Consider the following 23,884-nt stretch of genomic DNA (forward strand, 5'->3'; position numbering starts at 1 on the left):
GGCGACGTAGCATTGCAGGCGATGCTATGGCGGCTTCTTCGCCCTTTTGGTCTGTTTTGACCGGGGCTAACACGTCGCCTAAAAATCCGGCTTCGCCGCTGCCATCCAGACAGAATACTTTGGTGCAGCGGGTACATTTGAAATGCCCGTGCTGATGTTGCGCATGTTGGGCAGAGCCGAGAGAAGCGGAGTCAGTATGTTCAGCCCCTGCGCTGTAAAGGAATACACGGTCATCCCCCGCGATTTTATGGGCCAGACCAGCGTCAGTGAGGCAATCAAGTGCCCGATATAGCGTTACCCGGTCCATCTCTACAAACAAATCCTGCATATCCTGATGCGACACCGCGCAGCGCGCCTCTAGCAATGCCTTCAATACGGTGACCCTGGCATGGGTGACGCGCACCGATGCCAGGCGCAATTGCTCTTCTGCGAGTATTGTTGCTGCCGAGCGCGGTGTGGGGCGATGGGGTGCAGAGAGTATTTTTGCGCCGGATTTAAATTTGCTGTCAGTGGTCATGCCAGAAGACGTAGAGTTGTCGTTAGTAAGACGCAATTATGCGCCAAATTGCAATTGAGTTGCATATTTTGCTGATCTAAGTTTAGGTGAGAGTGGTCGATGCGTGCTTGAGCATCGCCAGTGTTTCTCGTAGATCCACCGTCTCCTCACAAGTTGGATCGCCGTGTTAGCAACGATCCAACTGTTAGTTTCTATGCAAGCAGACAAGCAAGAGCGGCGCTGGCTGTGTCGCCTATTTGACTGAGGAAATCGGTTGCCATGTCGGGGCTAAAACGGTCGGGATCCGGCGAGCATAAAACTAGCAGGCCGAAGGTGTCAGCTCCTGCCTCCACTCGCAAAGGGAGCATGGCGATCGATTGGATTTGACTTGGATTCTCTAGCCAGGATGCTGCCTCGAAATCATGATTGGTACCGCAGAAAGGGACACTTAAGCTGTTCGCAAACAGCCTCGAATCGGGAGAGGTCGGCGCAGCAAACCAGGTATGTGAAAAAGTCTCGGTGACGTTCCAGAGTCGCATCGTAACTTGGGGCACATTAAATATTGTCTGCAAGCCGGTGATCAGCGTATGCGGCATATCGACATCGTTACGCGCCAACAGCAGGCTGCGTGACCATACGTGCAGTTTGTCGGAGATACCATCATTTTCTTGTGCGTTGCGTGCCATATCGGCAAGGCGCAGGTCCTGGACCTTGATTTTTTCACGCAATATTTCCATCTGACGTTCTTGCAGAGAAATAGCGCGGCCCATTATTGGGCTGGTGAGCTTGATTTTTCCTAGTAATTCAGCGTGTTCTTCAAAGAACTGGGGGGTGTCAGTGAGGTATGCGGCGACAGTATCGGGGTCCAGATGGCTACTCATGTGCATTGTGTCTTGGTGAGGGGGAGTGAAAAATGGGTGACTGGGTGACCGAGAGTATCACCGCTATCGTACTGAATGACAACCACTGCTGCGATCACGAGATTGTGGTTCTTTCATCTCACAAAGAACAAAAGGCCCACATGAAAAATCATGCGGACCTTTTGGATTTCTAATAAGAAGACATTTCCGCGTTGCCGCAGCCTTGTCTAACTTACATTAGAACTTGTGACGGATACCAACAGTAACTGCTGTTTGGTTGCCAGCTGAACCAAGGCTGTCGCCTGCAACGCCTGGATTGTTCATATTTTGTGCGCGCAAATATGAGGCGAATGCATACAGATCAGTGCGCTTCGACAAGAAGTAGTCGGTACCCAGATTCAACTGAAGCAAGTTACCTTTGGTGTTTGCTTGATCAACGAATGTCAATTTGCTGTACTGAACACTAGCGAGCAAATGCAACGGTGCTGTCAACGCGTAGTTAGTACCCAATTCAAAGATATTAGCTTTGCTGTTGTTGATACCGCCGATAGCGTACGCAGAAGCGAGTGCACCTGTTGGCGCATTAGCTGGTCCGGTTAAGCCAGCAGACGCTAAAGGTTGCTTAACTTGTGACCAGTTACCGTACAAACGTGCAGGGCCAACTTGGTAGCTAGCACCCAGACTGAATACTTTCAGTGCTGTATCGCCAGCATTACCAGCAGTAAATACAGTAGCGTTAGTCAGAGATACATCGCTAGGTGTAGCACCTTTTTTCGATTGATAGTAGGCAGCATAGACGCCGAGTGGGCCGTTAGCATATTGACCACCAAAACCGAATGATTGACCTGCAGTAGTTTGACCAGCAGTTTCGCCGAAACCGTAAATCGCGCTAGCAGTGAAGCCGGCCATGTTTACTGAGTTGTAACGGATCGAATTTTGGGTACGTGTACCTTCCAGGCGGTCCAGATTGTGGCCGACGGCACCAGTTACGCCACCGAAATCTGCAACCGAAGTCCATTGGCTGACGTCATCCATAATGTCAGTTTGACGACCCACCAGAACTGTTCCGAAAGCATCGCTGCCCAGGCCAACGACTGATTTACGACGGAATAGATTCGTTGTATTTTTATCGCCTTGCAACGCACCAGTGTCATTGTTAAAGCCAGCTTCCAATTGGAAGATTGCTTTCAAGCCGCTACCCAGATCTTCAACGCCTTTGAAACCCAGACGTGAACCTTGGATGACACCTGAATTGACAGCAAACTTGCTGCCTGTCGGACTACCAACGCCATTTGTAGCAGCTTTGTTTGTATAAGTTACGCCAGTATCAACGATACCGTAGATTGTTACTGAGCTTTGAGCTTGTGCCGCACCTGCGATTGCACCGAGTACTGCCAGTGCGATTAGTGATTTCTTCATTTGACGTCCTTTTGTTAGAAAGCCTGCTTTAAGGATCCGTACATCTATCGGATGGGCGAACCTTAAAGGGGTAGGCTGTCTATTCCGGTAATTTTGTCTTACGGGACGCTATAAATTGGTCGAAAACAGAATGCTGATGGATTGTGTTGTTTTAGGACAACCAAAATAGGGAATTGATTGGAATTTTTTGATAGATGTTTTGAGATATTTATTGCTATTTCAACATTCTTGGTATTTTATTACGAAAAAAATATAAAAATCGTCAATACTGCAGGTCAAAAAGGGCAAAATAGGTCAATTTCTGTCCGTGAAAAATAGTCGTTCGCCGGTCGTTCTTTCGTCCTGAAAATAACAAAAGGCCCACCTGAAAATCAGGTGGGCCTTTTGAATTTCTAACTAAGCTGAGATGTCCGGGTTACCGTGGCATTGTCTGACTTACATCAGAACTTGTGACGGATACCAACAGTAACTGCTGTTTGGTTACCGGCTGAACCAAGGCTGTCGCCTTCAACGCCAGGGTTATTCATTTTTTGTGCACGCAAATACGAAGCGAATGCATACAGATCAGTACGCTTCGACAAGAAGTAGTCTGAGCCCAGGTTTAACTGAAGCAGATTACCTTTTGGATACATTGGATCAACGAATGTCAATTTGCTGTACTGAGCACTAGCGAGCAAATGCAAAGGTTCTGTCAACGCGTAGTTTGTACCCAATTCAAAAATGTTTGCTTTGGCCATGTTGATGCCACCGATAGAGAACGCAGAAGGTAAGGCGCCTATAAAGTTATTTGCTGCTGTCGGGCCTGCAGGATCAGCACCAGTAGAAGCTAAAGGTTGTTTGACTTGTGACCAGTTACCGTACACACGTGCAGGGCCAACTTGGTAGCTAGCACCCAGACTGAATACTTTCAGTGCTGTATCGCCAGCATTACCAGCAGTAAATACAGTAGCGTTAGTCAGAGATACATCGCTAGGTGTAGCACCTTTTTTCGATTGATAGTAGGCAGCATAGACGCCGAGTGGGCCGTTAGCATATTGACCACCAAAACCGAATGATTGACCTGCAGTAGTCTGACCAGCAGTTTCGCCGAAACCGTAGATCGCGCTAGCAGTGAAGCCAGACATGTTTGGTGAGTTGTAACGGATCGAATTTTGGGTGCGTGTACCTTCCAGGCGGTCCAGATTGTGTCCAACTGCGCCAGTTACGCCGCCGAAATCTGCAACCGAAGTCCATTGGCTAACGTCATCGAGGATGTCAGTTTGACGGCCCAACAGAACTGTACCGAAGTTGTCGCCGCTTAAACCAACGACTGATTTGCGACGGAATATGTTAGTCGTACCTTTGTCGCCTTGCAATGCACCAGTGTCATTGTTAAAACCAGTTTCCAGTTGGAATATTGCTTTCAAGCCGCCGCCCAGATCTTCAACGCCTTTGAAACCCAGGCGTGAACCTTGGACAATGCCTGAATTGACAGCAAATTTGCTGCCTGTTTGACTAAACAGACCGCTTTGAGCAACTTTATTTGTGTAAGTCACACCTGTATCAACGATACCGTAGATGGTTACTGAGCTTTGAGCTTGTGCTGCACCTGCGATTGCGCCGAGTACTGCCAGAGCGATGAGTGATTTGTTCATTTGACGTCCTTTTGTTTGGAAAAACCTGCTTTAAGGATCCGTACATCTGTCGGATAGTCGAACCTTAATAGAGGTGGACTGTCTACGGCGGCGATTTTGTCTTTTGTGATGTTATAAATTTGTCGAAATCAGAAATTTTTGGAGATTTTGTTGTTTTTTTACATCGAAAATAGGGCCTATATTTGAAGGTGTTGATGTGTTTCGGGGTTAATGTGTTGCTATTTTTATATTATTGATATTTTATTATGTAACATATCAAATAGCCGTCAATACGGTAGACCCAAAAAGACAAAAAATAGGTAAATTTTTTCCATGAAAAGTAGTCGCTCCAGAGATTGTCATTCTTCCGGCCCGAAAATAACAAAAGGCCCGCATGAAAAATCATGCGGGCCTTTCGTATTTCTAATAAGAAGACATTTCCGCGTTGCCGCGGCCTTGTCTAACTTACATTAGAACTTGTGACGGATACCAACAGTCACTGCTGTTTGGTTGCCGGCTGAACCAACGCTGTCGCCTTCGACGCCAGGGTTGTTCATTTTTTGTGCACGCAAATACGAAGCAAATGCATACAGATCAGTACGCTTGGACAAGAAGTAGTCTGAACCCAGGTTCAACTGGAGCAAGTTACCTTTTGTGTTTGCTTGATCAACGAATGTCAATTTGCTGTACTGAACACTAGCGAGCAAATGCAAAGGTGCTGTCAACGCGTAGTTAGTACCCAATTCGAAGATGTTAGCTTTGCTGTTGCTGATGCCGCCGATAGATGGGCTGGCAATAGCTGCCAAAGTGCCGGCAGTTGAAGCCAAAGGCTGTTTAACTTGTGACCAGTTACCGTACAAACGGGCAGGACCAGCTTGATAGCTAGCACCAATACTGAACACTTTTGCTGCTGTATCGCCAGGACTGCCAGCAGTAAATACAGTAGCGTTAGTCAGCGATACATCGCTAGGTGTAGCACCTTTTTTCGATTGGAAATAAGCAGCGTACGCGCCGATTGGGCCGTTAGCATATTGACCACCAAAGCCGAATGATTGACCAGCAGTAGTTTTACCAGCTGTTTCGCCAAAACCGTAGATCGCGCTAGCAGTAAAGCCAGACAAGTTTGTAGTGTTGTAACGGATCGAATTTTGGACGCGTGTACCTTCCAGACGGTCCAGATTATGTCCAACTGCACCAGTTACGCCGCCGAAATCTGCAACCGAAGTCCATTGGCTGACGTCATCGAAGATGTCCGTTTGACGACCAACCAGAACTGTACCGAAATCATCGCTGCTCAGGCCAACGACTGATTTACGACGGAATATATTGGTTGAACCTGTGTCGCCTTGCAATGCACCTGTGTCATTGGCAAAACCCATTTCCAACTGGAATACTGCTTTCAAGCCGCTACCCAGATCTTCAACGCCTTTAAAACCCAGACGTGAGCCTTGAACAATACCTGAATTCAAAGCAAATTTGCTACCTGTAGCGCCGCCTAAAGTTTTAGGAGTGATAACAGTTTTGTTTGTGTAAGTGACGCCAGTATCAACGATACCGTAGATAGTTACTGAGCTTTGAGCTTGTGCTACACCTGCGATTGCGCCGAGTACTGCCAGAGCGATTAGTGATTTTTTCATTTGACGTCCTTTTGTTTGGTAAATCTTGCTTTAAGGATCCGTAGATCTATCGGATGTCTGGACTCTAATGGATGCTGCTGTACAAGGTGGTGCTTTAGTCTTCTGTGCGTTACAAATACCTAAAAATTAGAGGAACTTCTCCATTGCGTTGTATTTTAGGAACATAAATTGAGGTTTGCCTGGACTTAGCCGTTCAACGCTTGCGACGGTAGTGATTGCTCTTTTTGCAATCTCGTGAAAGTAGAAAAACTTTCGACAAAAAACATTGCTTACCGACTGGCTACTGAGATGTAACGGCGCGCGATAAGGCAGACGTCATTTAATTCTGCCGGTAAGTTGTTAGTAGTTTAATGATGGGCATGTATTTCGTTGTATTAAAGGGACGAATTTGATCGAAAATTGGTATCAAATAAAAAGTAATTAATTTATCGGGGATAATTTAGGTTTTCTGCGTGATGAGTGATTATGGCTAAACGGGAAGACTTGGCGATTATTCGTGCTGCGCGTGCCGGGCAAGCTTCAGCGCAATTGGCGTTGGGAAAGCGGTACCTGTTTGGCGGCAATGGACTGCCGCAGAGTTTCCCTACTGCATTGCATTGGCTAGACCGTGCCGCGCATCAGCAAGAGGTGGATGCATGGATCTTAATCGGCAGTCATATACCGCTCGATGTAGCGCTTAGTGCCAGTAATCGACGTGATATCTGTACTTGGTATGACCGTGCATTTGACGCCAGCGTCATGCCGGCGGGCCTGGTTCTGGCGCAATTGGTATTGGACGGTAGCGTCTCTCTCCCTGATAGTGACGTCTCGCGTGATTTTGGCGCAAAGGCAATGCAGGCTTTAGAAGTTGCCGCCCATGCCGGAATACCTGAAGCGCAGTGGTTGTTGGCGCAGCAAGCTAACAAGCCCGATGTAACTCAAGGTGAAAGTAATCCTGACAAGGATGACATTGGCGTGACTGCAGGCACGATAGACGCGTTTAGCCATGTTGGAGTATTTGGTGCAGAAACCACCGATACAACATTGGACTGGGCAGCGCGCGCAGCTGACGCGGGCGTCATGCAAGCGCAACATGCATTAGCGCAGATCGCCTGGGATAATCAAGACTGGCCAGCATTTTTGGAGCGCGGTTTACCGCTGGCGCGTTCTGTGACGCAGAAATATGATGCAGAGTTGGCGCAATTGCATGTTCCTTCGGAAGCATTGGCACGCAGATTGGGCGAGGCCAATCTGGTGCTATTGATCCGCTGTGCACGAGCCTTAATGATGACGACCGGCTTTGATGTCAACGAAGTGCAGCAATTTCTGGAGCTCGCGGCGTTCGCCGACGACAAATTTGCGCAGCGCGATTTAGGGCTGTGGTACGCCCGCATGGATAGCGACGGCGAGCGTATCGTTGTCGGTGCCGGTTCTGCCAACTATAAAAAAGCGATCCGTTGGCTTACACAGGCGGGTGAGCGCGGCTTGCCTGAAGCTTGGTATGCGTTATCGCGCATCTATTTGAAGTCTGAATTCTCTCAACGTAATTTAGGCGATATGCAGCGACACCTTGAGCACGCCGCTGAGGTGGGACACTGCGCTGCACAATTAGAGTGCGGCGTGAGTGCCTGGCGCAATCGACGTGAAAAACTGACGAATGACATACAAGCGGTTTACTGGCTGCAAAAAGCGGCGGCCCAAGGGAGCGTTGTTGCGCAGACTTTGTTGGCAAAAATCGCCGATCAGGCCCGGCCGATGGCTTGGGCACTGATCGCTAAACAGCAGTTGACGCGGGAGTTGGTCGCCAGTCATCCATTTTTGGCTGCCCGTATCGAGCTTGCGCTGTTGTTCGGATTAAGTCGGCCAGAGGCCTTACTACTCGATGTCAATCAAGCCGATTGCGGTCATTGTTTGGTGGTGGATATTCGGGCCTGTTACGCACGCAGCAAGCGTCGTCTGGTGTTGATTGAAACCGGCGACGAACGCCAGACCCTCGATCGCCTTGCGCGTCTGTTCGAAGATGTCGATTGTGGCCCGGATGGCGCTGAGGGAAATTACCGGCAACGCTTGTATCGCTTCAAGACTGCGCTGCCAGCGTTGGATTTGACGGATATGTCGGAAGGTGAAGAGTTTGCCGAGATGAATGACTAATGTTTGTTCATTTCGGTAATATCTTCGCCGACATCGCGATATCTATGACGCCTTCAAATACAGTCACAGCCGGTCCTGTCAGTCTGACCGGTTGATCGATGCCATCCCACGCAATCAATAGTTCGCCGCCGTGCATCTGCACTTTGACCGGAGAATCCAGCAAGTCGCGTTGAATACCGGCGACGACTGCGGCGCAAGCGCCCGTGCCACAGGCCAGCGTTTCGCCAGCGCCACGTTCAAACACCCGCAACTTAATCTGGTGCCGATCGACGATCTGCATAAATCCGGCGTTTACGCGTTTTGGGAAGCGTCGATGATGCTCAATAAGAGGACCGTCAGTCTGGACCGGAGCCGCTTCAGTATCGCCAACCACTTGAATCGCATGCGGATTGCCCATAGAAACCACTGAAAACAAGGCGCGTTGGCCGTTGATCTCCAGCGGCCATAAGGTGTCAGCCCCTTCATGTACCGCTTGCAGGGCGCTGGCGTCGAACGGGACATTGGCTGGCGTCAAAACTGGTGCGCCCATGTCAACGGTGATGCTGCCATCGTCTTCCAACATCGGCTCAATGACGCCACACATGGTTTCAACTTTGATGGTGCGTTTTGCGGTGAGGCCTTTTTCAGTGACAAATTTGACAAATGCCCGCGCACCATTACCGCATTGCTCAACTTCACCGCCATCAGCGTTATAAATCCGATAGCGGAAGTCGACGCCTGCTGCTTGCGGTTTTTCGACGACGAGTAGTTGATCCGCGCCTATGCCAAAACGACGATCGGCTAACGCCTGCCATTGAATAGGTGTGAAGTCTATTTGCTGGTTGATGGCGTCAATGACGATGAAATCGTTGCCTGCGCCATGCATTTTGGTGAATGTGAGTTTCATTGAACGATTATAGGGCTGTGAGGAGAAAACGGAAGTATATGTTTAACAACACTTTAATACGGCCCCGGCTCGCCATGCGGTCTGGTTTTAAAGCGTTTATGGGCCCAAAAATATTCCGCTGGCGCTTCTAGCACCCGCGCTTCTATGAATGCATTCATCCGTCGCGTGGCTTCGGTGATGTCGTCCCCGGGGTAGTTTTCCCAGGCTGGATAAAAAGTCACTTTCCAGCCTTTGTAGCCCGGCAAGTAGGTGGCAATCATCGGCACCACGCTGGCTTTGGTCGCAGCGGCAATTCTGGCGGGAGCGGTGAGAGTGGCTGCGGGAATGCCAAAAAACGGTACGAACTCCGCATCCTTCGTGCCGAAATCCATATCCGGCAGCATGATGAACGGAAACCCTTCGCGCATGGCGCGGATGATCGGTTTGACGCCCTGTTCACGCGTGAATAATTTGACCGGGCGAAACCGCGAACGGCCTTTGAGTAGGGCGGCATCCACCACTGCATCCTGCTGGCGTGAATAAATCGTACAAATAGAGAGCGACGAATTAAGCACCAACGCAATGCCGGGAATTTCCAGACAGACAAAATGCGGGCACAGCAAAATGGTCGGTCCGGCCTCAAGCGCCGCAAGCGGCAATGCCGAGTCGATTTTAATCAAGCGTTTGAGGCGCGCCTCAGAGGCCCACCACAATACGCTGCGCTCAAGCGCGCTACGCGAATAGGCTTGAAAATGTTGTCGCGCTAGTGCGACGCGCTCTTCTTCCGGCATATCCGGAAAACACAGCTTCAGATTCGTCAGTGTGATCTCGCGCCGCGGTTTCATGATGATGAACAGGAGCGAGCCGAGTGCTTCGCCAAGCGGGCCGAGTATCCACAGCGGTAGCCAGTGGGTCAGCCATAATAAGAAAATGAGCGCCTTCATTCTTGTTCCTGCGTCGGTGCACTGACGCCGGGAGGCGTTTTGTAGCGGTTGTAGCTCCAGATATATTGGGCCGGACATTGGGCGATGAGTTTTTCCATCGCGGTATTAATCGCACGCGCTTGCTCGGTGGGGGTCTCACCCAACTCTTCTTCAAATTTCACAAACCGGATCACAAAGCCGCGTCCGAAAGAGCGGCGCTCTGCATACGAAAGAATAATCGGCGCACCGCTCATTTGTTGCAATTTGGCCGACAAGGTCATGGTGTAGGCTGGTTTTCCAAAGAATGCGGCCCATACCCCCTCGCCATTTTGCGGCACCTGATCTGGCAATAATCCAATCGCCTGACCTTTCTTGAGCGCTTTGAGCAAGGCACGAACGCCGCTCAAATTGGCTGGAGCAAGATGCAAGTTGGGACGCGCACGCGCCCCTTCGATCAATGGCTTTAATGCGGCTTTACGTGGCGGCCGATACAGCGCTGTGAGCGGGGTTTTAGCCGCAATCGCTTGCGCGATGATTTCAAAACAACCCAGATGCGGCGTTAAAAAAATGACGCCGGTTTTAGCGTCCAGCGCGGCTTGCGCTAATTCCCAGTTTTCGATAGTGGCGGTGCGTAATACTTTTGCAGGCGCGGCGCACCAGACAAAGGGCAGCTCAAACATGCTTTTGCCGGACTCACGAATGGCTTGGGATAGATGCCGCCCATAGCCAGCTCGGGCAAGGTTATCTTTAAGTTTGCGCCGATAGGACGGTGACAATAGATAGACCAGCCAACCGACCGCAGCGCCAATCGCATGCAACACCGATAGCGGTAATTTTGACAATAATGTAAAGAGGGTGACAAGCATTGGTGGGGCGGGAGGCGTTTTAACCGAAATAGTATAAAAGGCGTAAAATAGCACATCGCTGCACTACAGAAATATCTGCGTAGCGAGAATTTAGTAGGAATCATCAGAATTATCTGTATATCTATATGGCAACAATTCGCTAAGATTCATCCAAGATTCATCCGCCGAGTTAATAGACAACTTGCGAAGCGGACTATAAATTTCGCTAAAGCGTCGCAGGCTCTACAGTAGGACTGCGGCACGGTCACCACTGTTTTTCCATTCAGGAGCCTGTCATGTCACACGAATACCTCTTTACCTCTGAATCCGTTTCAGAGGGACATCCCGATAAAGTCGCAGATCAAATTTCGGACGCCATCCTCGATGCCATCCTCACGCAAGACCCGCGCGCGCGCGTTGCTGCCGAAACGCTGGTCAATACCGGTCTCGTTGTTTTGGCTGGTGAAATCACGACCACTGCCAATGTCGATTACATCACCGTCGCTCGCGAGACCATCAAGCGTATCGGTTACGACAATGCCGATTACGGGATTGACTATAAAAGTTGCGCCGTGTTGGTCGCCTATGACAAGCAATCGCCGGATATCGCCCAAGGCGTTGATGAAGGCCGTGGCCTTGACCTGAATCAGGGCGCAGGTGATCAAGGTCTGATGTTTGGTTACGCTTGCGATGAAACGTCTGAATTAATGCCAGCGGCGATTTATTACGCCCACCGCATTGTTGAGCGCCAATCCCAGTTGCGCCGAGATGGCCGCTTGCCTTGGCTTCGCCCCGATGCAAAATCTCAAATTACCCTGAAGTATGTTGACGGCGTTCCCGTCGGCATTGATACGATCGTATTATCAACTCAGCACGCACCGGAAATGCAACACAAGGCCATTGAAGAAGCCGCAATCGAAGAGATCATCAAGCCAGTGGTGCCCAAAGAATGGCTGCAAAACACCCGCTATCTGATTAACCCGACCGGTCGTTTCGTCATCGGCGGCCCGCAAGGCGATTGCGGTTTGACCGGACGTAAAATTATTGTCGATACCTACGGCGGTGCAGCCCCTCACGGTGGCGGCGCTTTCTCTGGTAAAGATCCGTCGAAAGTCGATCGTTCCGCCGCCTACGCTGGCCGCTATGTCGCTAAGAATATCGTCGCCGCCGGTCTGGCGACACGCTGCCAGATCCAAGTGTCGTACGCCATCGGTATTGCCAAGCCAACTTCAGTGATGGTCACCACTTTCGGCACAGGCAAGATCAGCGATGAAAAGTTGGCGCAACTGGTGCTGGAGCATTTCGATCTGCGTCCGAAGGGCATCGTACAAATGTTGGATTTGTTGCGTCCGATTTATGAAAAAACCGCAGCCTACGGGCATTTTGGCCGCGAAGAGCCAGAATTCACCTGGGAGCGGACCGACAAGGCAGCAGCCTTGAAAGCGTCTCTGTAATTTCGCTGCGTCAGTGTGCTTTGCTGACGCAGAAAGGACTACACTGAGCCGTCCCGTGACCAACGGCCCTTGATAGCACTATCCGCAGCGCTTTGCGTATGCTGGTAGTGCTTATTGTCTTTATAGCTCCGGTTTCTCCACTATGGCCTCATCCAAATCCTCTGCCAGCAAGGTGCTCGTTGCCCGTAAAGCATTGTCGTCCCGGCTTCGGCCAGTGATTGGCAGCGTATCGTCGTTTCGAATCGCCGCATGGCTGATCGCGATTGTTGCGCTGGGTTTGGTGCTGGCCTTGCATTTGCTGACAGCCTTATTAGCCGGATTGCTTGTGTACCAATTAGTGCGCTCACTGACCCCGTTCATTGAACGCCGTCTCACCAGCGAGCGTGCGCACGTCATTGCGGTCATATTCCTGTCGGCAGTCATTATTGGTGCGCTGACCGGTGCGATCCTTGGATTGGTGGCTTTTTTCCACGGTGGCCCGGACCGCATGCTGGTGATTCAGACCAAGCTAATGGAAGTGATCGATCAGGCCCGCAGCCAGATACCGACGATGTTGCAGGGATATTTGCCCGATGATATTGCCGGTACCCGACAAATGGTGACCGAGTGGATAGAGTCACATAACGGCGAACTGACGCTGGCAGGAAAACAGGCGATACAAGTCTTTATTCACGTCGTCATCGGGATGGTATTAGGCGCGATGGTGGCACTGCATGCGGAACATCCGGTGCTGGTGTTGCAGCCGTTAAGTGCCGAGTTGCTGGCACGAATCCGCTTGCTGGGCGATGCATTTCGACGCGTAGTATTTGCCCAGATCAAAATATCGTTACTTAACACCACATTGACAGCGTTCTTCCTGCTGGTGATTCTGCGGCTGGCCGGGGTCCATTTGCCGTTGACCAAAACCATGATAGTGGTCACGTTTTTGGCAGGATTACTGCCGGTGATTGGCAATTTGATTTCGAACTCCCTCATTGTGATTGTCGCCCTGTCAGTTTCTCTTTACGTGGCGCTGGCGGCGCTGGTATTTCTCATCGTGATTCACAAGTTGGAATACTTTCTCAACGCCCGCATCGTCGGTTCACAAATTAATGCTCGTAGCTGGGAGTTATTGCTGGCGATGGTATTGACCGAGGCGGCATTCGGTCTGCCAGGCCTGGTCGCTGCACCGGTTTATTACGCTTATATCAAAAGCGAGTTGTATGAAATGGGCTGGGTTTGACGTCGATAGGACTTCCGCAAAACCGTCCTGGCGGCGTTGTGCTCTCCTAGCCGTACTAGCTACTGTCTTCGTCTGCACGCCTTGCCAGGACGATTTTGCGGAAGTCCTATTTTATTAAGGTTGGCTACAAAACCCTAAAAAACAACGTCAAAATACGTCATTAAACCGTGCTTTGTTTGATTTGCGTCCAACGCAGCGCAAAGCCCTGAAAGCGCTGACAATTTGATTTAGAATACGTCCTTCGTGTTAAGGAGCGTTGCGACAGAGTCAGATTCAGACTCTGCCAGGCTTAACACCGTATCAAATGCAACCGCGCTCACGTTTCTTTTTTTCTAACGAAAGGAGGGCGTGATGAACGCCGCTGTCATGAATTCAATTTCTACCCATACCTCTATTGTTTCCCAAGATTACTTTGTTGCCGATCTCAGCCTGTCTGGTTGGGGCGATAAAGAAATTCGCATTGCCGAAACAGAAATGCCCGGCCTGATGGCCATTCGTCAAGAATTCGCCGCAGCACAACCGCTTAAAGGCGCGCGTATCACCGGTTCGATTCACATGACGATTCAGACTGCAGTACTGATCCATACTTTGGAAGCACTCGGTGCCAAAGTACGTTGGGCGTCCTGCAATATTTACTCAACCCAAGATCATGCCGCTGCTGCAATTGCTGCAGGCGGTACGCCAGTGTTTGCTTACAAAGGCGAATCGCTGGATGAATATTGGGAATTCACGCATCGCATTTTTGAATGGCCAGGCGACGAGCAAGCCAACATGATTCTCGACGATGGCGGCGACGCAACCCTATTGCTGCATCTGGGTACACGCGCTGAAAAAGATGCATCGGTACTGAATAATCCGACTTCGGAAGAAGAAGTTTGCCTCTACAACGCCATCAAGAACAAGTTGGTAACATCGCCAAATTGGTACTCCACCCGTCTGGCGCAAATCAAAGGCGTGACCGAAGAAACCACGACCGGTGTGCATCGTTTGTATCAGATGCACAAAGAAGGCAAATTGGCCTTCCCGGCGATTAACGTCAACGATTCCGTCACTAAATCGAAGTTTGATAATTTGTATGGCTGCCGTGAATCCCTGGTTGACGGTATCAAACGTGCAACCGACGTCATGATCGCCGGTAAAGTCGCCGTCATTGCAGGTTACGGCGATGTCGGCAAGGGTTCAGCCCAAGCCATGCGTGCGTTGTCGGCACAGGTCTGGGTCACAGAAATCGATCCTATCTGCGCCTTGCAAGCAGCGATGGAAGGCTATCGTGTCGTAACCATGGATTACGCGGCAGAACACGGCGACATTTTCGTCACCTGCACCGGCAACTATCACGTCATCAACCATGCCCACATGGCGAAGATGAAAGATCAGGCGATTGTTTGTAACATCGGCCATTTCGACAATGAAATCGAAGTCGCCGCGCTTAAGCAATACACTTGGGAAAACATCAAGCCGCAAGTTGATCACATCATTTTCCCCGATGGCAAACGCATCATTTTACTGGCCGAAGGTCGTTTGGTGAATCTGGGCTGCGGTACCGGTCATCCTTCCTATGTCATGAGCTCATCGTTTGCGAATCAAACCATCGCGCAAATCGAATTGTTTGTGAATACCAAGGCTTATCCAGTCGGCGTCTATACTTTGCCGAAGCATCTGGATGAAAAAGTTGCGCGTCTGCAATTGCAAAAACTCAATGCGCAATTGAGCGTCCTGACTGAAGAGCAAGCGGCCTATATTGGCGTGAAGCAAACCGGTCCTTACAAGCCGGAGCAGTATCGTTATTAATTCGGTGTAGAGAGTGGGCGGATGCTAAAAAATGGCTCCGCTCCACTCGTAGCGAAATAGAGTCAAAAATAATAAGAGGAGAAGCGAATGCGTTTACTAGTGACATGGTTGATCAACGCGCTGGCGCTGCTGGCGGTGCCCTATTTGTTGCATTCGGTGTCCGTCGATAGTTTTGGTGCAGCATTGATTGCCGCGCTGATCCTCGGGTTTGTCAACACGCTGATTCGTCCGATCCTGTTGGTACTGACCTTGCCCGTCACTGTGTTGACGCTGGGTTTGTTCATTTTCATCATCAATGGATTGATGTTTTGGATCGTTGCGCAATTAGTGGGCGGTTTTCACGTCGCTGGTTTCTGGTCAGCGGTAGCTGGCGCTCTTTTGTACAGTATTGTGTCGTGGGCTTTGTCTACGTTGTTACTAAAGAAATAAATGTCAGGACTTACGAAAAATCGCCCCAGCGGCGTTGTGCTCTCCTTGCCGTACTAGCGTACTGTCTTCGTCGGCACGCCTTGCTGGAACAATTTTGCGTAAGTCCTATTAGAAGAAAAGAATGTCTACTAAAAATTTCAGCATTGAGTTTTTCCCACCGAAGACCCCCGAAGGCGCGGAAAAATTGCGCGTCACGCGTGCGAAGCTGGCGGAGCTGCATCCGAAATATTTTTCGGTCACCTTTGGCGCAGGCGGTTCAACCCAAAAAGGCACGCTCGATACGGTGTTGGAAATCCGCCGCGAAGGCCATGACGCAGCACCGCATTTGTCTTGCCTGGGCAGCTCTCGCGAATCTTTGCGAGCGATTCTGGCGCAATACAAAGAGAACGGCATCAAGCGTCTGGTGGCCTTGCGGGGCGACGTACCCAGCGGTTACGGGGCGATGGATTTTTCGTCGAGTGAATTTCGGTATGCGAATGAATTGGTGGAGTTCATCCGTATCGAAACCGGTGACTGGTTTCATATCGAAGTCGGCGCCTATCCTGAAATGCATCCGCAGGCAAAATCGCCGCAAGACGATGTGCAGCGTTTTGCCGCAAAGATAAAAGCTGGGGCTAATGGTGCGATTACGCAGTATTTTTACAATACCGATGCGTATTTCCGGTTTGTCGAAGAGGCGCAAAAATTAGGCGTGTCCGTGCCGATCATCGCCGGCATTATGCCGATCACCAACTATTCCCAACTGATGCGTTTCTCGGATATGTGCGGCACTGAAATTCCACGCTGGATACGTCTCAAGCTGGCCGCTTATGGTGACGATACGGAATCCATTCGCGCCTTTGGTCTGGATGTCGTGACCCAGTTATGTGAGCGCTTGCTCGCTGGTGGTGCGCCGGGACTACATTTTTATACGCTCAATAATGCTAGCGCGACGACGGCAATTTGGCAGCATTTGAAGTAATTGTGATCCTTGTCAGAAACTAGAAAGGGAGCCGATTGGCTCCCTTTTTTGCGTCTTATTTTATACACGCCCCATTTCCGTCAATATCAGGTCCAGAGCAATATCATGGGCCGCACCATCAAACGCCACCAACCCGGATGAATAGGCGATCCCCACCGTGGCCGGTCGTGGATCGAGGGCCAGCGTGCGGTCATAAAATCCCCCGCCATAACCCAGCCTTAGCCGTTGCCGGTTGAAGCCGACGCACGGAATCAGTAAGGCCTGTGGACTGACGATGGCACCGTCAGCCGGAACGGCAACCCCAAAGCTATCTTTCTGCATCGCATCGCCCGGCGTCCAGCGCATAAATCGCAACGGCGCATCTTTACTCACGACCATTGGCAGCGCCAAGCGCACACCTTGCGCGATTAATGCCGCATAAGTCGGGCGTAAATCCGGCTCGTTGCGGATCGGCCAATACACCCCTATGACGACTTCAGGATGATCTTTCGCCAAGCTTGTTGCCCAGTCGATGACATGCTTACCAATGACGGCATTAAAGGCACGCCGTTTTTCTTCCGGAATGGTTTGGCGCAGTGTCAATAATGTGCTGCGTAAATGTGTCTTAATGCGAGCACCCACCTCGTTTTCAGACCCTGAATCGGGGGTGTCGCATGCTATCCTAGACGTCATTATTTGTACTCGCTGATAGAGGATTGTTAAGAATGCATAGAACAAAATTTGCAACAAAATGGGCCGTCGGCATTCTGTTTTCGCTGACGGCGTCGGTCATTATATTGCCCGCAGCGACTGCCCAAACAAGCGCAAGCAAGACCGTTGATACGAGTTATGCAAGTCAGGACGATGCGTTTCTCGCTTTGCGCGATGCTTCGCGTGCCAACAAGGCTGACATCGTTGATGGTCTGGCGTCTGTTTTGAACAATTATGATATTCCTTCTTATGTAGATTACTACCGCCTCAAGCCGCGCATTAAGGATCTGATAGCGCCGGAGTCTGAGATTCGTGACTATCTGAAGCGTTATGAAGGCACAGCGATTGCCGACCGCTTGCGTAACGACTGGTTGCTTGAACTTGGTAAGGCCGCGATCTGGACCACTTTCGATGAGCAGTATCCATTGTTTGCGCTGGACGACGATACCCAGCTCAAATGTTACGCCCTGACGTCCAAGGCGCTCAAAGGCGATAACGTTGCCGATGCGGCGCGTGCTCTGCTGACGAATCCTAAGGATTACGGTCCCGGTTGTACCGACTTGATTGGGACGCTCGCACAAAATAATCAATTCACGCAGACCGACGTATGGTTTCAAGTCCGGCAAGCGGTGGAGTCCGGTTATGGTCCGGTCGCGCGTCGCCTCACGCCCTTTATGGACGCGACCGATGCGCAATTAGCGCAGGCGATTGATAAATCCTCATTGGTGGTCGCCCGTGGCCCCGGTGCCGATCGTACCGGTCACGAACTGTTCATCGTAGCGCTGGGCCGTACCGCTAAAAATGATCCGGCGCAAGCCGCCGCCGCATTAACCTCAGCCGCTGATCAATTGACTGTTGCTGAGCGCGCTCTTGGTTGGGGCCAAATTGCATTGCAAGCATCATTAAAGCTCGATCCGCAAGCCGCTGCCTATTGGCGTGCAGCGCAAGGCGCGTCGTTATCCATGGATGGCTATGAGTGGCGCGTGCGTGCAGCCTTGCGTGCCGGTGACTGGAAACTGGTCAAGAGCAGTATCGAAGCGATGCCGTCAACCTTGCGCGATGATCCGACCTGGATTTATTGGATGGGGCGGTCGTTGATGGCAGAGGGGCGCAACGATCAGGCGAAAAAACTATTTCAGTCGATTGCTGAGCAAACCAATTTTTATGGTCAGTTGGCATTGGAGGAGCTGGGACAAAAAATCGTCGCTTTTTCAGCGCCAACAGTGGTTACTGCGCGTGAGTTGGCCCCGATGCAACAGAACGCGGGCTTCCGTCGCGCTTTCCGCTTTTTTGATATGGGTTTGCGCTTTGAAGGTACGCGTGAGTGGAATTGGGAACTGCGCAAAATGACCGATCGCCAATTATTGGCCGCAGCCGAATTTGCCCGTCAGAGCGACGTCCTCGATCGCATGGTCAATACCTCGGACCGGACTAAATATGAAATTGACTATACCCAACGCTTCCCTTCGCCGCATCGGGAAATTATGACCAGCAATACGCAGGCGCTGGGAATTGACATAGCGTGGGTGTATGGCGTCATTCGTCAGGAGTCGCGCTTTGTCAAAAGTGCGCGTTCGCATGTTGGCGCGTCCGGCCTGATGCAGTTGATGCCAGCAACGGCGCGCTATGTCGCTAAAAAGGTCGGCTTCAACGGCTTTACGCCCGATCAGGTGAATGACGTGGATACCAATATTCTGCTCGGTACCAATTATCTGAGCATGGTGCTCAATGATCTGGATGGTTCGCTGCCGATGGCGACGGCTGCTTATAACGCCGGACCGGGCCGACCGCGTGCATGGCGCTCAAGTTTGCCGGGCAATGTTGAAGGGGCTATTTTTGCTGAGACGATTCCGTTTAGTGAAACCCGCGGCTATGTCAAAAATGTTCTGTCCAACGCGACGTATTACGCGGCTTTGTTTGAAGGTCGTCCGCAATCGTTGAAAGCCCGTTTGGGGAGTGTTGCGCCGAAAAATTTTACGGCATCGGTATTGCCTTAAATCGATTTCTGACTGGTATTTTGATTAACCCGACTTCAAGAAGAGAACTATGCAAACCACAGAACGTGATGCAACCTTGTCCGAGGTATTGAAAAATGCAGGTAAGCCGGGCATGACGCTGGTAATCGGCAACAAGAATTATTCGTCATGGTCGATGCGGCCATGGGTCGCCATGACAGCTTTTAGCATTCCTTTTAATGAAGTGCGGATTTTGCTCGATCAACCGACAACCTCAGCCGATATTTCCGGGTATTCAGCGGCCGGAAAAGTGCCGGTTCTGATCGCTGGTGATCTGCATATTTGGGATTCGTTAGCGATTTGCGAATATCTGGCCGAGCAATTTCCTGATCTGGGGATGTGGCCGAAAGATGTTGCTGCACGGACGATTGCGCGTTCTGTATGTGCCGAAATGCACTCAGGATTCATGGGTATACGTTCGGCGATGTCGATGGATATTCGGGCGAGTCATCCCGGGCAAGGTCACACGCCGCAGGCACAGGGCGATATCGGACGCATTAGCGAGATTTGGGAAAACTGCCTCTCCGAATTCGGTCATCACCGCTTTCTGTTTGGCGACTTCTCGATTGCCGATGCCTTCTTTGCGCCGGTCGTGATGCGCTTCCGCACTTTTGGCGTCTTGCTGGCCCCCGCCTTGCAAGCGTATGTCGAGCGAGTGCAGGCGCATCCCGCCGTTGCCAAATGGATGCGTGAAGCATGCGCAGAAGTCGAAGTATTACCGGATCACGGTTGACATCAACCTGAGACCTATTGTTATGGCGATGAAAATCTTTGTAGTCGGCGGCGCGGTCCGCGATCAATTACTTGGTCTGGCGGTAAAAGACCGCGATTTCGTGGTGGTTGGTGCCAGCCCGGAAGAGATGCGCGCACGCGGTTTTCGTCCGGTAGGCAAAGATTTTCCGGTGTTTTTGCATCCTGAAACGCACGAAGAATATGCCTTGGCACGTACCGAGCGCAAAACCGCACCCGGCTATACAGGTTTTGTATTTCATGCCGATCCGGATGTCACGCTAGAGCAAGATTTAATTCGTCGTGATCTGACGATCAATGCGATGGCACGCGCTGATGATGGCACGCTGGTTGATCCTTACGGCGGGCAAAAGGATGTGCAGGCACGGGTATTTCGGCACGTATCAACAGCCTTTGCCGAAGACCCTGTGCGGGTCTTGCGCGTGGCCCGATTTGCGGCAAGATTGTCTGAATTTACCGTCGCCCCGGAAACCAATACCCTGATGCAGGACATGGCCGCCGCCGGTGAGATTGATGCGCTGGTTCCCGAACGGGTGTGGCAGGAATTATCCCGTGGCTTGATGGAGGCGCGCCCGTCTCGCATGTTTGATGTGCTGCGTGCATGCGGCGCATTGGCAAGAATTTTGCCGGAACTAGACGTCCTCTGGGGCGTACCGCAGCCAGAAAAATATCATCCCGAAATCGATACCGGTGTACACGTCATGATGGTCATCGATACCGCTGCCAAAGAAAATTATTCCTTGCCAGTGCGCTTTGCGGCATTGATGCACGATCTTGGCAAAGGCGTCACGCCAGCCGCCGATTGGCCCAGCCATCACGGGCATGAAGGGCTGGGCGTTAAGTTGGTCGAGCAGGTTTGTCAACGCTTGAAAGTTCCTGGCGAAGTACGCGATCTGGCGCTGATGACGACCCGTGAGCATGGCAATATCGGACGCGCTTTTGCGCTCAAGGCCAGCACACTTGTGACCTTGTTTGGTCGTTGCGATGCGTTTCGTAAGCCGCAGCGGTTTATCGCTATGCTGGAGGCGACAGAATGCGATTATCGCGGCAGAGCCGGCTACGAAGAGCGGTTGTTCTCCCAACGTCCTTATGTAGAGGCCGCTTTGACGGCGGCGCAATCAGTCAACGCAGGCGTTATTGCAGGCATGTTTGCGCAGCAGCCGCAACGCATCCCTGAGGCGATTTATGCTGCACGGACTGCGGCGGTTGACATACTGGTGCAAGTAATGCGAAACAAAGAGAGCACAACATGACTTCGACCGATGGTGCGACGCCTTCCGGGCGCAACGATTCCGCTCAACCTGCAGGCGTGGTTCAGAACACGCCGGTGACCGTCAACATGCCAAGACCCACCATCTACGTTAAAGAATTATCGCGACATGCGCGTAAGCGGCTGTTGCGGCATTTTCTGGCGCTCGATAGCGGCGACCGGTTATTACGCTTCGGGTCCGTCCTGCCGGATGAATTGGTGGAACGTTATGTCAACAATCTGGACTTTTCTCGCGATACTATTTTTGGCGTCTACGACCGAAAGTTGCGCCTGCTGGGCGCCGGTCATCTGGCATTTGCCCCGCGTGAGACGTTACCAGCTATGCGAGCGTCGACAACGAAGGAGCGGGTTGCCGAATTTGGGGTCTCGGTGTCGGCGATTGGACGTGGTGTCGGCGTTGGCACGCGCTTGTTTGAGCGGGCGGCGATTCATTGCCGCAACGCCGATATCGATACGCTCTACATGCATTGTTTATCATCCAACAAAGTCATGATGCACATCGCCAAAAAAGCCGGCATGACGATTCACCGCGATTATGGTGAGGCCGATGCGTATCTGAAGTTATTGCCCGCCAGTGCTGCGACCCTGATGCAGGAAGCCATGCAAGAGCAGGCTGCCACCCTGGACTACACGCTCAAAGCCAACGTCCGTGCCGCCGTAAAGTGGCTGCGTAATTTGCCGGGTTTTAAACGCGGATAGGGCCTTTTACAGCAGCGGTAACGCCGTCGTATCTTTTAAGCGTTGCAACGCAAAGCTTGATTTGACATCCAGCACGGCGGAGTGACGCAGTAGCGTTTCCATCATAAAGCGTGAAAAATGCGCCATATCCTCGACGTGTACGCGGAGTAAAAAATCCATTTCCCCCGTCATGGCATAGCACGCCACCACCTCCGGCCAATGCGTCACAGACGCCGAAAAATCGTCGCGTGGCGATTGCGCAGGGATAACACCGGATCGACTGCTGCCACTGGCTTGCGAAGCGCCGTGTTTTTCGAGACGGACGTTGACGTAAGCGAGCAAGCCCAAACCAATTTTTTCCGGCGCTAATAAGGCGACATATTGCCGAATCACACCGGTTTGTTCTAATCGCTTGATGCGTCGCAGACAGGGAGATGGCGACAGGTTGACGCGCTCGGCGACTTCTTGATTGGTGAGGCGCCCATCTTCCTGCAAAATTGCCAAAATTTTACGATCAGTTTTATCCATTTCTACAGCAGCCATAAAACACCCTAAATGTGATTAATGGCGCAATATTATGCCTCGGACATCGATTTTTCAAGAATGTTTGCAATTTTCTGCTGAGGCCAGCCACTTATACTAATCTTAAGCAAAATGATGCAATTTGCAGTGCAAATCCGACTAGTTTAATAATGCGTTTTCAGGAGACAAAAAATGGACTTTCAACCTTGGGATAACCCGATGGGAACAGACGGCTTCGAGTTTATCGAGTACGCCGCACCGGACCCGCAAGCGCTAGGCGCCTTATTCGAAAAAATGGGTTTCACAGCCATTGCGCGGCATCGTCACAAAGCGGTCACTTTATATCGTCAGGGCGATATCAACTTCATCATCAACGCCGAGCAAGACTCATTTGCACAACGGTTTGCGCGTCAACACGGACCATCGGTGTGCGCCATCGCGCTACGCGTGCAAGATGCCGCGTTTGCGTATAAACGTGCTTTGGAATTGGGTGCTTGGGGCTTTGATAATCGCACCGGACCGATGGAGTTGAATATCCCGGCTATCAAAGGTGTCGGCGATTCGCTGATTTATTTTGTCGATCGCTGGCGTGGCAAGGATGCTGTCGGCGGCGTGGGTAGCATTGGCGATATCAGTATTTATGACGTTGATTTTGTCGCTATTCCCGGTGCAGAAGTCAAACAAGTCGGTTGCGGACTGACCTATATCGATCATTTGACGCACAACGTGCATCGTGGCCGCATGAAAGAATGGGCTGATTTTTACGAGAATTTATTTAATTTCCGTGAAGTACGTTATTTCGATATCGAAGGGAAATTGACCGGACTGAAATCCAAAGCCATGACCTCCCCCTGCGGAAAAATTCGTATTCCGATCAATGAGTCGTCGGATGATAAATCGCAAATCGCAGAATATCTCGACCTCTATCACGGCGAAGGTATCCAGCACATTGCGTTGGGTACGGATGATATTTACACCAGCGTCACCAACATGAAAGCGCGTGACGTCGCATTTCAGGACACGATAGAAACCTATTACGATATTATCGACCGCCGTTTACCCGAGCATGGTGAGCGCCTTGAGGATTTGAAGCGTTTGCGGATACTCATTGATGGCAACAGTAACGCCAGCACGCGCGAATTATTGTTGCAGATATTTACCCAAAACGTGATCGGGCCGATATTTTTCGAGATCATTCAACGCAAGGGCGATCAAGGGTTTGGCGAGGGTAATTTCCGGGCATTGTTTGAATCAATTGAGCTCGATCAGATCAAGCGTGGCGTGCTCAAAGACGTTGCATAGATCAACGACCCA

General features: G+C 51.1%; 21 protein-coding genes and 1 riboswitch. Of the genes, 11 read left to right on the top strand and 10 right to left on the bottom strand.

What is annotated here, in order from left to right:
• The 5 genes from ACVBEF_RS10470 to ACVBEF_RS10490 form a co-directional block, all read right to left on the bottom strand.
• Positions 1-517 (bottom strand): Fur family transcriptional regulator (locus tag ACVBEF_RS10470; RefSeq protein WP_447123881.1); only part of this gene is annotated, 517 nt, incomplete at its 3' end.
• A gap of 191 nt (positions 518-708) precedes the next feature.
• Complete coding sequence (locus ACVBEF_RS10475) at positions 709-1,377, bottom strand: DUF484 family protein (protein WP_447123912.1); 669 nt, start codon at positions 1,375-1,377, stop codon at positions 709-711.
• A 216-nt stretch (positions 1,378-1,593) separates the two neighbouring features.
• The gene (locus tag ACVBEF_RS10480; protein ID WP_447123882.1) at positions 1,594-2,775 is read right to left on the bottom strand and encodes a porin; all 1,182 of its coding nucleotides are present in this window, start codon (positions 2,773-2,775) and stop codon (positions 1,594-1,596) included.
• A gap of 440 nt (positions 2,776-3,215) precedes the next feature.
• Positions 3,216-4,409, bottom strand: a complete 1,194-nt coding sequence (locus tag ACVBEF_RS10485; RefSeq protein ID WP_447123883.1) for a porin — start codon at positions 4,407-4,409, stop codon at positions 3,216-3,218.
• Positions 4,410-4,858: 449 nt separating this feature from the next.
• Positions 4,859-6,025 (bottom strand): porin, encoded by a 1,167-nt coding sequence (locus tag ACVBEF_RS10490; RefSeq protein ID WP_447123884.1) that lies wholly within the window; start codon positions 6,023-6,025, stop codon positions 4,859-4,861.
• A gap of 465 nt (positions 6,026-6,490) precedes the next feature.
• Here ACVBEF_RS10490 and ACVBEF_RS10495 point away from each other — a divergent pair, with 465 nt between their 5' ends.
• Positions 6,491-8,155 (top strand): hypothetical protein, encoded by a 1,665-nt coding sequence (locus tag ACVBEF_RS10495; RefSeq protein ID WP_447123885.1) that lies wholly within the window; start codon positions 6,491-6,493, stop codon positions 8,153-8,155.
• Between the two features lie 7 nt (positions 8,156-8,162).
• Here ACVBEF_RS10495 and dapF read toward each other — a convergent pair whose 3' ends face one another.
• The 3 genes from dapF to ACVBEF_RS10510 are packed head-to-tail and all read right to left on the bottom strand — an operon-like array spanning position 8,163 to position 10,809.
• Complete coding sequence (gene dapF / locus ACVBEF_RS10500; RefSeq protein ID WP_447123886.1) at positions 8,163-9,041, bottom strand: diaminopimelate epimerase; 879 nt, start codon at positions 9,039-9,041, stop codon at positions 8,163-8,165.
• A gap of 53 nt (positions 9,042-9,094) precedes the next feature.
• The gene (locus ACVBEF_RS10505) at positions 9,095-9,964 is read right to left on the bottom strand and encodes an LpxL/LpxP family acyltransferase (RefSeq protein ID WP_447123887.1); all 870 of its coding nucleotides are present in this window, start codon (positions 9,962-9,964) and stop codon (positions 9,095-9,097) included.
• On the bottom strand, positions 9,961-10,809 hold the full coding sequence (locus ACVBEF_RS10510) for a lysophospholipid acyltransferase family protein (RefSeq protein ID WP_447123888.1): 849 nt from the start codon (positions 10,807-10,809) through the stop codon (positions 9,961-9,963). The genes ACVBEF_RS10505 and ACVBEF_RS10510 overlap by 4 nt, the downstream gene beginning before the upstream one ends.
• A 275-nt stretch (positions 10,810-11,084) precedes the next feature.
• Between ACVBEF_RS10510 and metK the strand changes: the two genes are divergently transcribed.
• The 5 genes from metK (at position 11,085) to metF (ending at position 16,645) form a co-directional block, all read left to right on the top strand.
• Positions 11,085-12,242 (top strand): methionine adenosyltransferase, encoded by a 1,158-nt coding sequence (gene metK / locus ACVBEF_RS10515; RefSeq protein WP_447123889.1) that lies wholly within the window; start codon positions 11,085-11,087, stop codon positions 12,240-12,242.
• Between the two features lie 142 nt (positions 12,243-12,384).
• On the top strand, positions 12,385-13,464 hold the full coding sequence (locus ACVBEF_RS10520) for an AI-2E family transporter (RefSeq protein ID WP_447123890.1): 1,080 nt from the start codon (positions 12,385-12,387) through the stop codon (positions 13,462-13,464).
• Between the two features lie 242 nt (positions 13,465-13,706).
• Positions 13,707-13,789: riboswitch (S-adenosyl-L-homocysteine riboswitch) on the top strand.
• 26 nt (positions 13,790-13,815) lie between these two features.
• Positions 13,816-15,255 carry an adenosylhomocysteinase gene (gene ahcY, locus ACVBEF_RS10525; protein WP_447123891.1) on the top strand — a complete coding sequence of 480 codons (1,440 nt, stop codon included), beginning with the start codon at positions 13,816-13,818 and terminating at the stop codon, positions 15,253-15,255.
• 87 nt (positions 15,256-15,342) lie between these two features.
• Complete coding sequence (locus ACVBEF_RS10530) at positions 15,343-15,684, top strand: phage holin family protein (protein ID WP_447123892.1); 342 nt, start codon at positions 15,343-15,345, stop codon at positions 15,682-15,684.
• A gap of 121 nt (positions 15,685-15,805) precedes the next feature.
• A complete protein-coding gene (gene metF, locus ACVBEF_RS10535; protein ID WP_447123893.1) occupies positions 15,806-16,645 on the top strand; it encodes a methylenetetrahydrofolate reductase [NAD(P)H] in 840 nt (279 codons plus the stop codon).
• Between the two features lie 60 nt (positions 16,646-16,705).
• Here the strand turns inward: metF and ACVBEF_RS10540 are convergent, their stop codons facing one another.
• Positions 16,706-17,317, bottom strand: coding sequence for a 5-formyltetrahydrofolate cyclo-ligase (locus ACVBEF_RS10540; protein WP_447123894.1), 612 nt, complete (start codon positions 17,315-17,317; stop codon positions 16,706-16,708).
• A gap of 32 nt (positions 17,318-17,349) precedes the next feature.
• Between ACVBEF_RS10540 and ACVBEF_RS10545 the strand changes: the two genes are divergently transcribed.
• The 4 genes from ACVBEF_RS10545 (at position 17,350) to ACVBEF_RS10560 (ending at position 22,069) form a co-directional block, all read left to right on the top strand.
• Positions 17,350-19,332: a transglycosylase SLT domain-containing protein gene (locus tag ACVBEF_RS10545; RefSeq protein WP_447123895.1), complete on the top strand. Its 1,983-nt coding sequence runs from the start codon at positions 17,350-17,352 to the stop codon at positions 19,330-19,332.
• 49 nt (positions 19,333-19,381) lie between these two features.
• Positions 19,382-20,083, top strand: coding sequence for a glutathione S-transferase family protein (locus tag ACVBEF_RS10550; RefSeq protein ID WP_447123896.1), 702 nt, complete (start codon positions 19,382-19,384; stop codon positions 20,081-20,083).
• Between the two features lie 28 nt (positions 20,084-20,111).
• On the top strand, positions 20,112-21,353 hold the full coding sequence (locus tag ACVBEF_RS10555; RefSeq protein WP_447123913.1) for a multifunctional CCA addition/repair protein: 1,242 nt from the start codon (positions 20,112-20,114) through the stop codon (positions 21,351-21,353).
• A gap of 86 nt (positions 21,354-21,439) precedes the next feature.
• Positions 21,440-22,069, top strand: coding sequence for a GNAT family N-acetyltransferase (locus ACVBEF_RS10560; RefSeq protein WP_447123914.1), 630 nt, complete (start codon positions 21,440-21,442; stop codon positions 22,067-22,069).
• 6 nt (positions 22,070-22,075) lie between these two features.
• Here the strand turns inward: ACVBEF_RS10560 and ACVBEF_RS10565 are convergent, their stop codons facing one another.
• Positions 22,076-22,591 (bottom strand): Lrp/AsnC family transcriptional regulator, encoded by a 516-nt coding sequence (locus tag ACVBEF_RS10565; RefSeq protein ID WP_447123897.1) that lies wholly within the window; start codon positions 22,589-22,591, stop codon positions 22,076-22,078.
• Positions 22,592-22,762: 171 nt separating this feature from the next.
• Between ACVBEF_RS10565 and hppD the strand changes: the two genes are divergently transcribed.
• Positions 22,763-23,872, top strand: coding sequence for a 4-hydroxyphenylpyruvate dioxygenase (hppD, locus tag ACVBEF_RS10570; protein ID WP_447123898.1), 1,110 nt, complete (start codon positions 22,763-22,765; stop codon positions 23,870-23,872).
• Positions 23,873-23,884 lie beyond the last annotated feature (12 nt).

Source organism: Glaciimonas sp. GG7 (assembly GCF_052976905.1).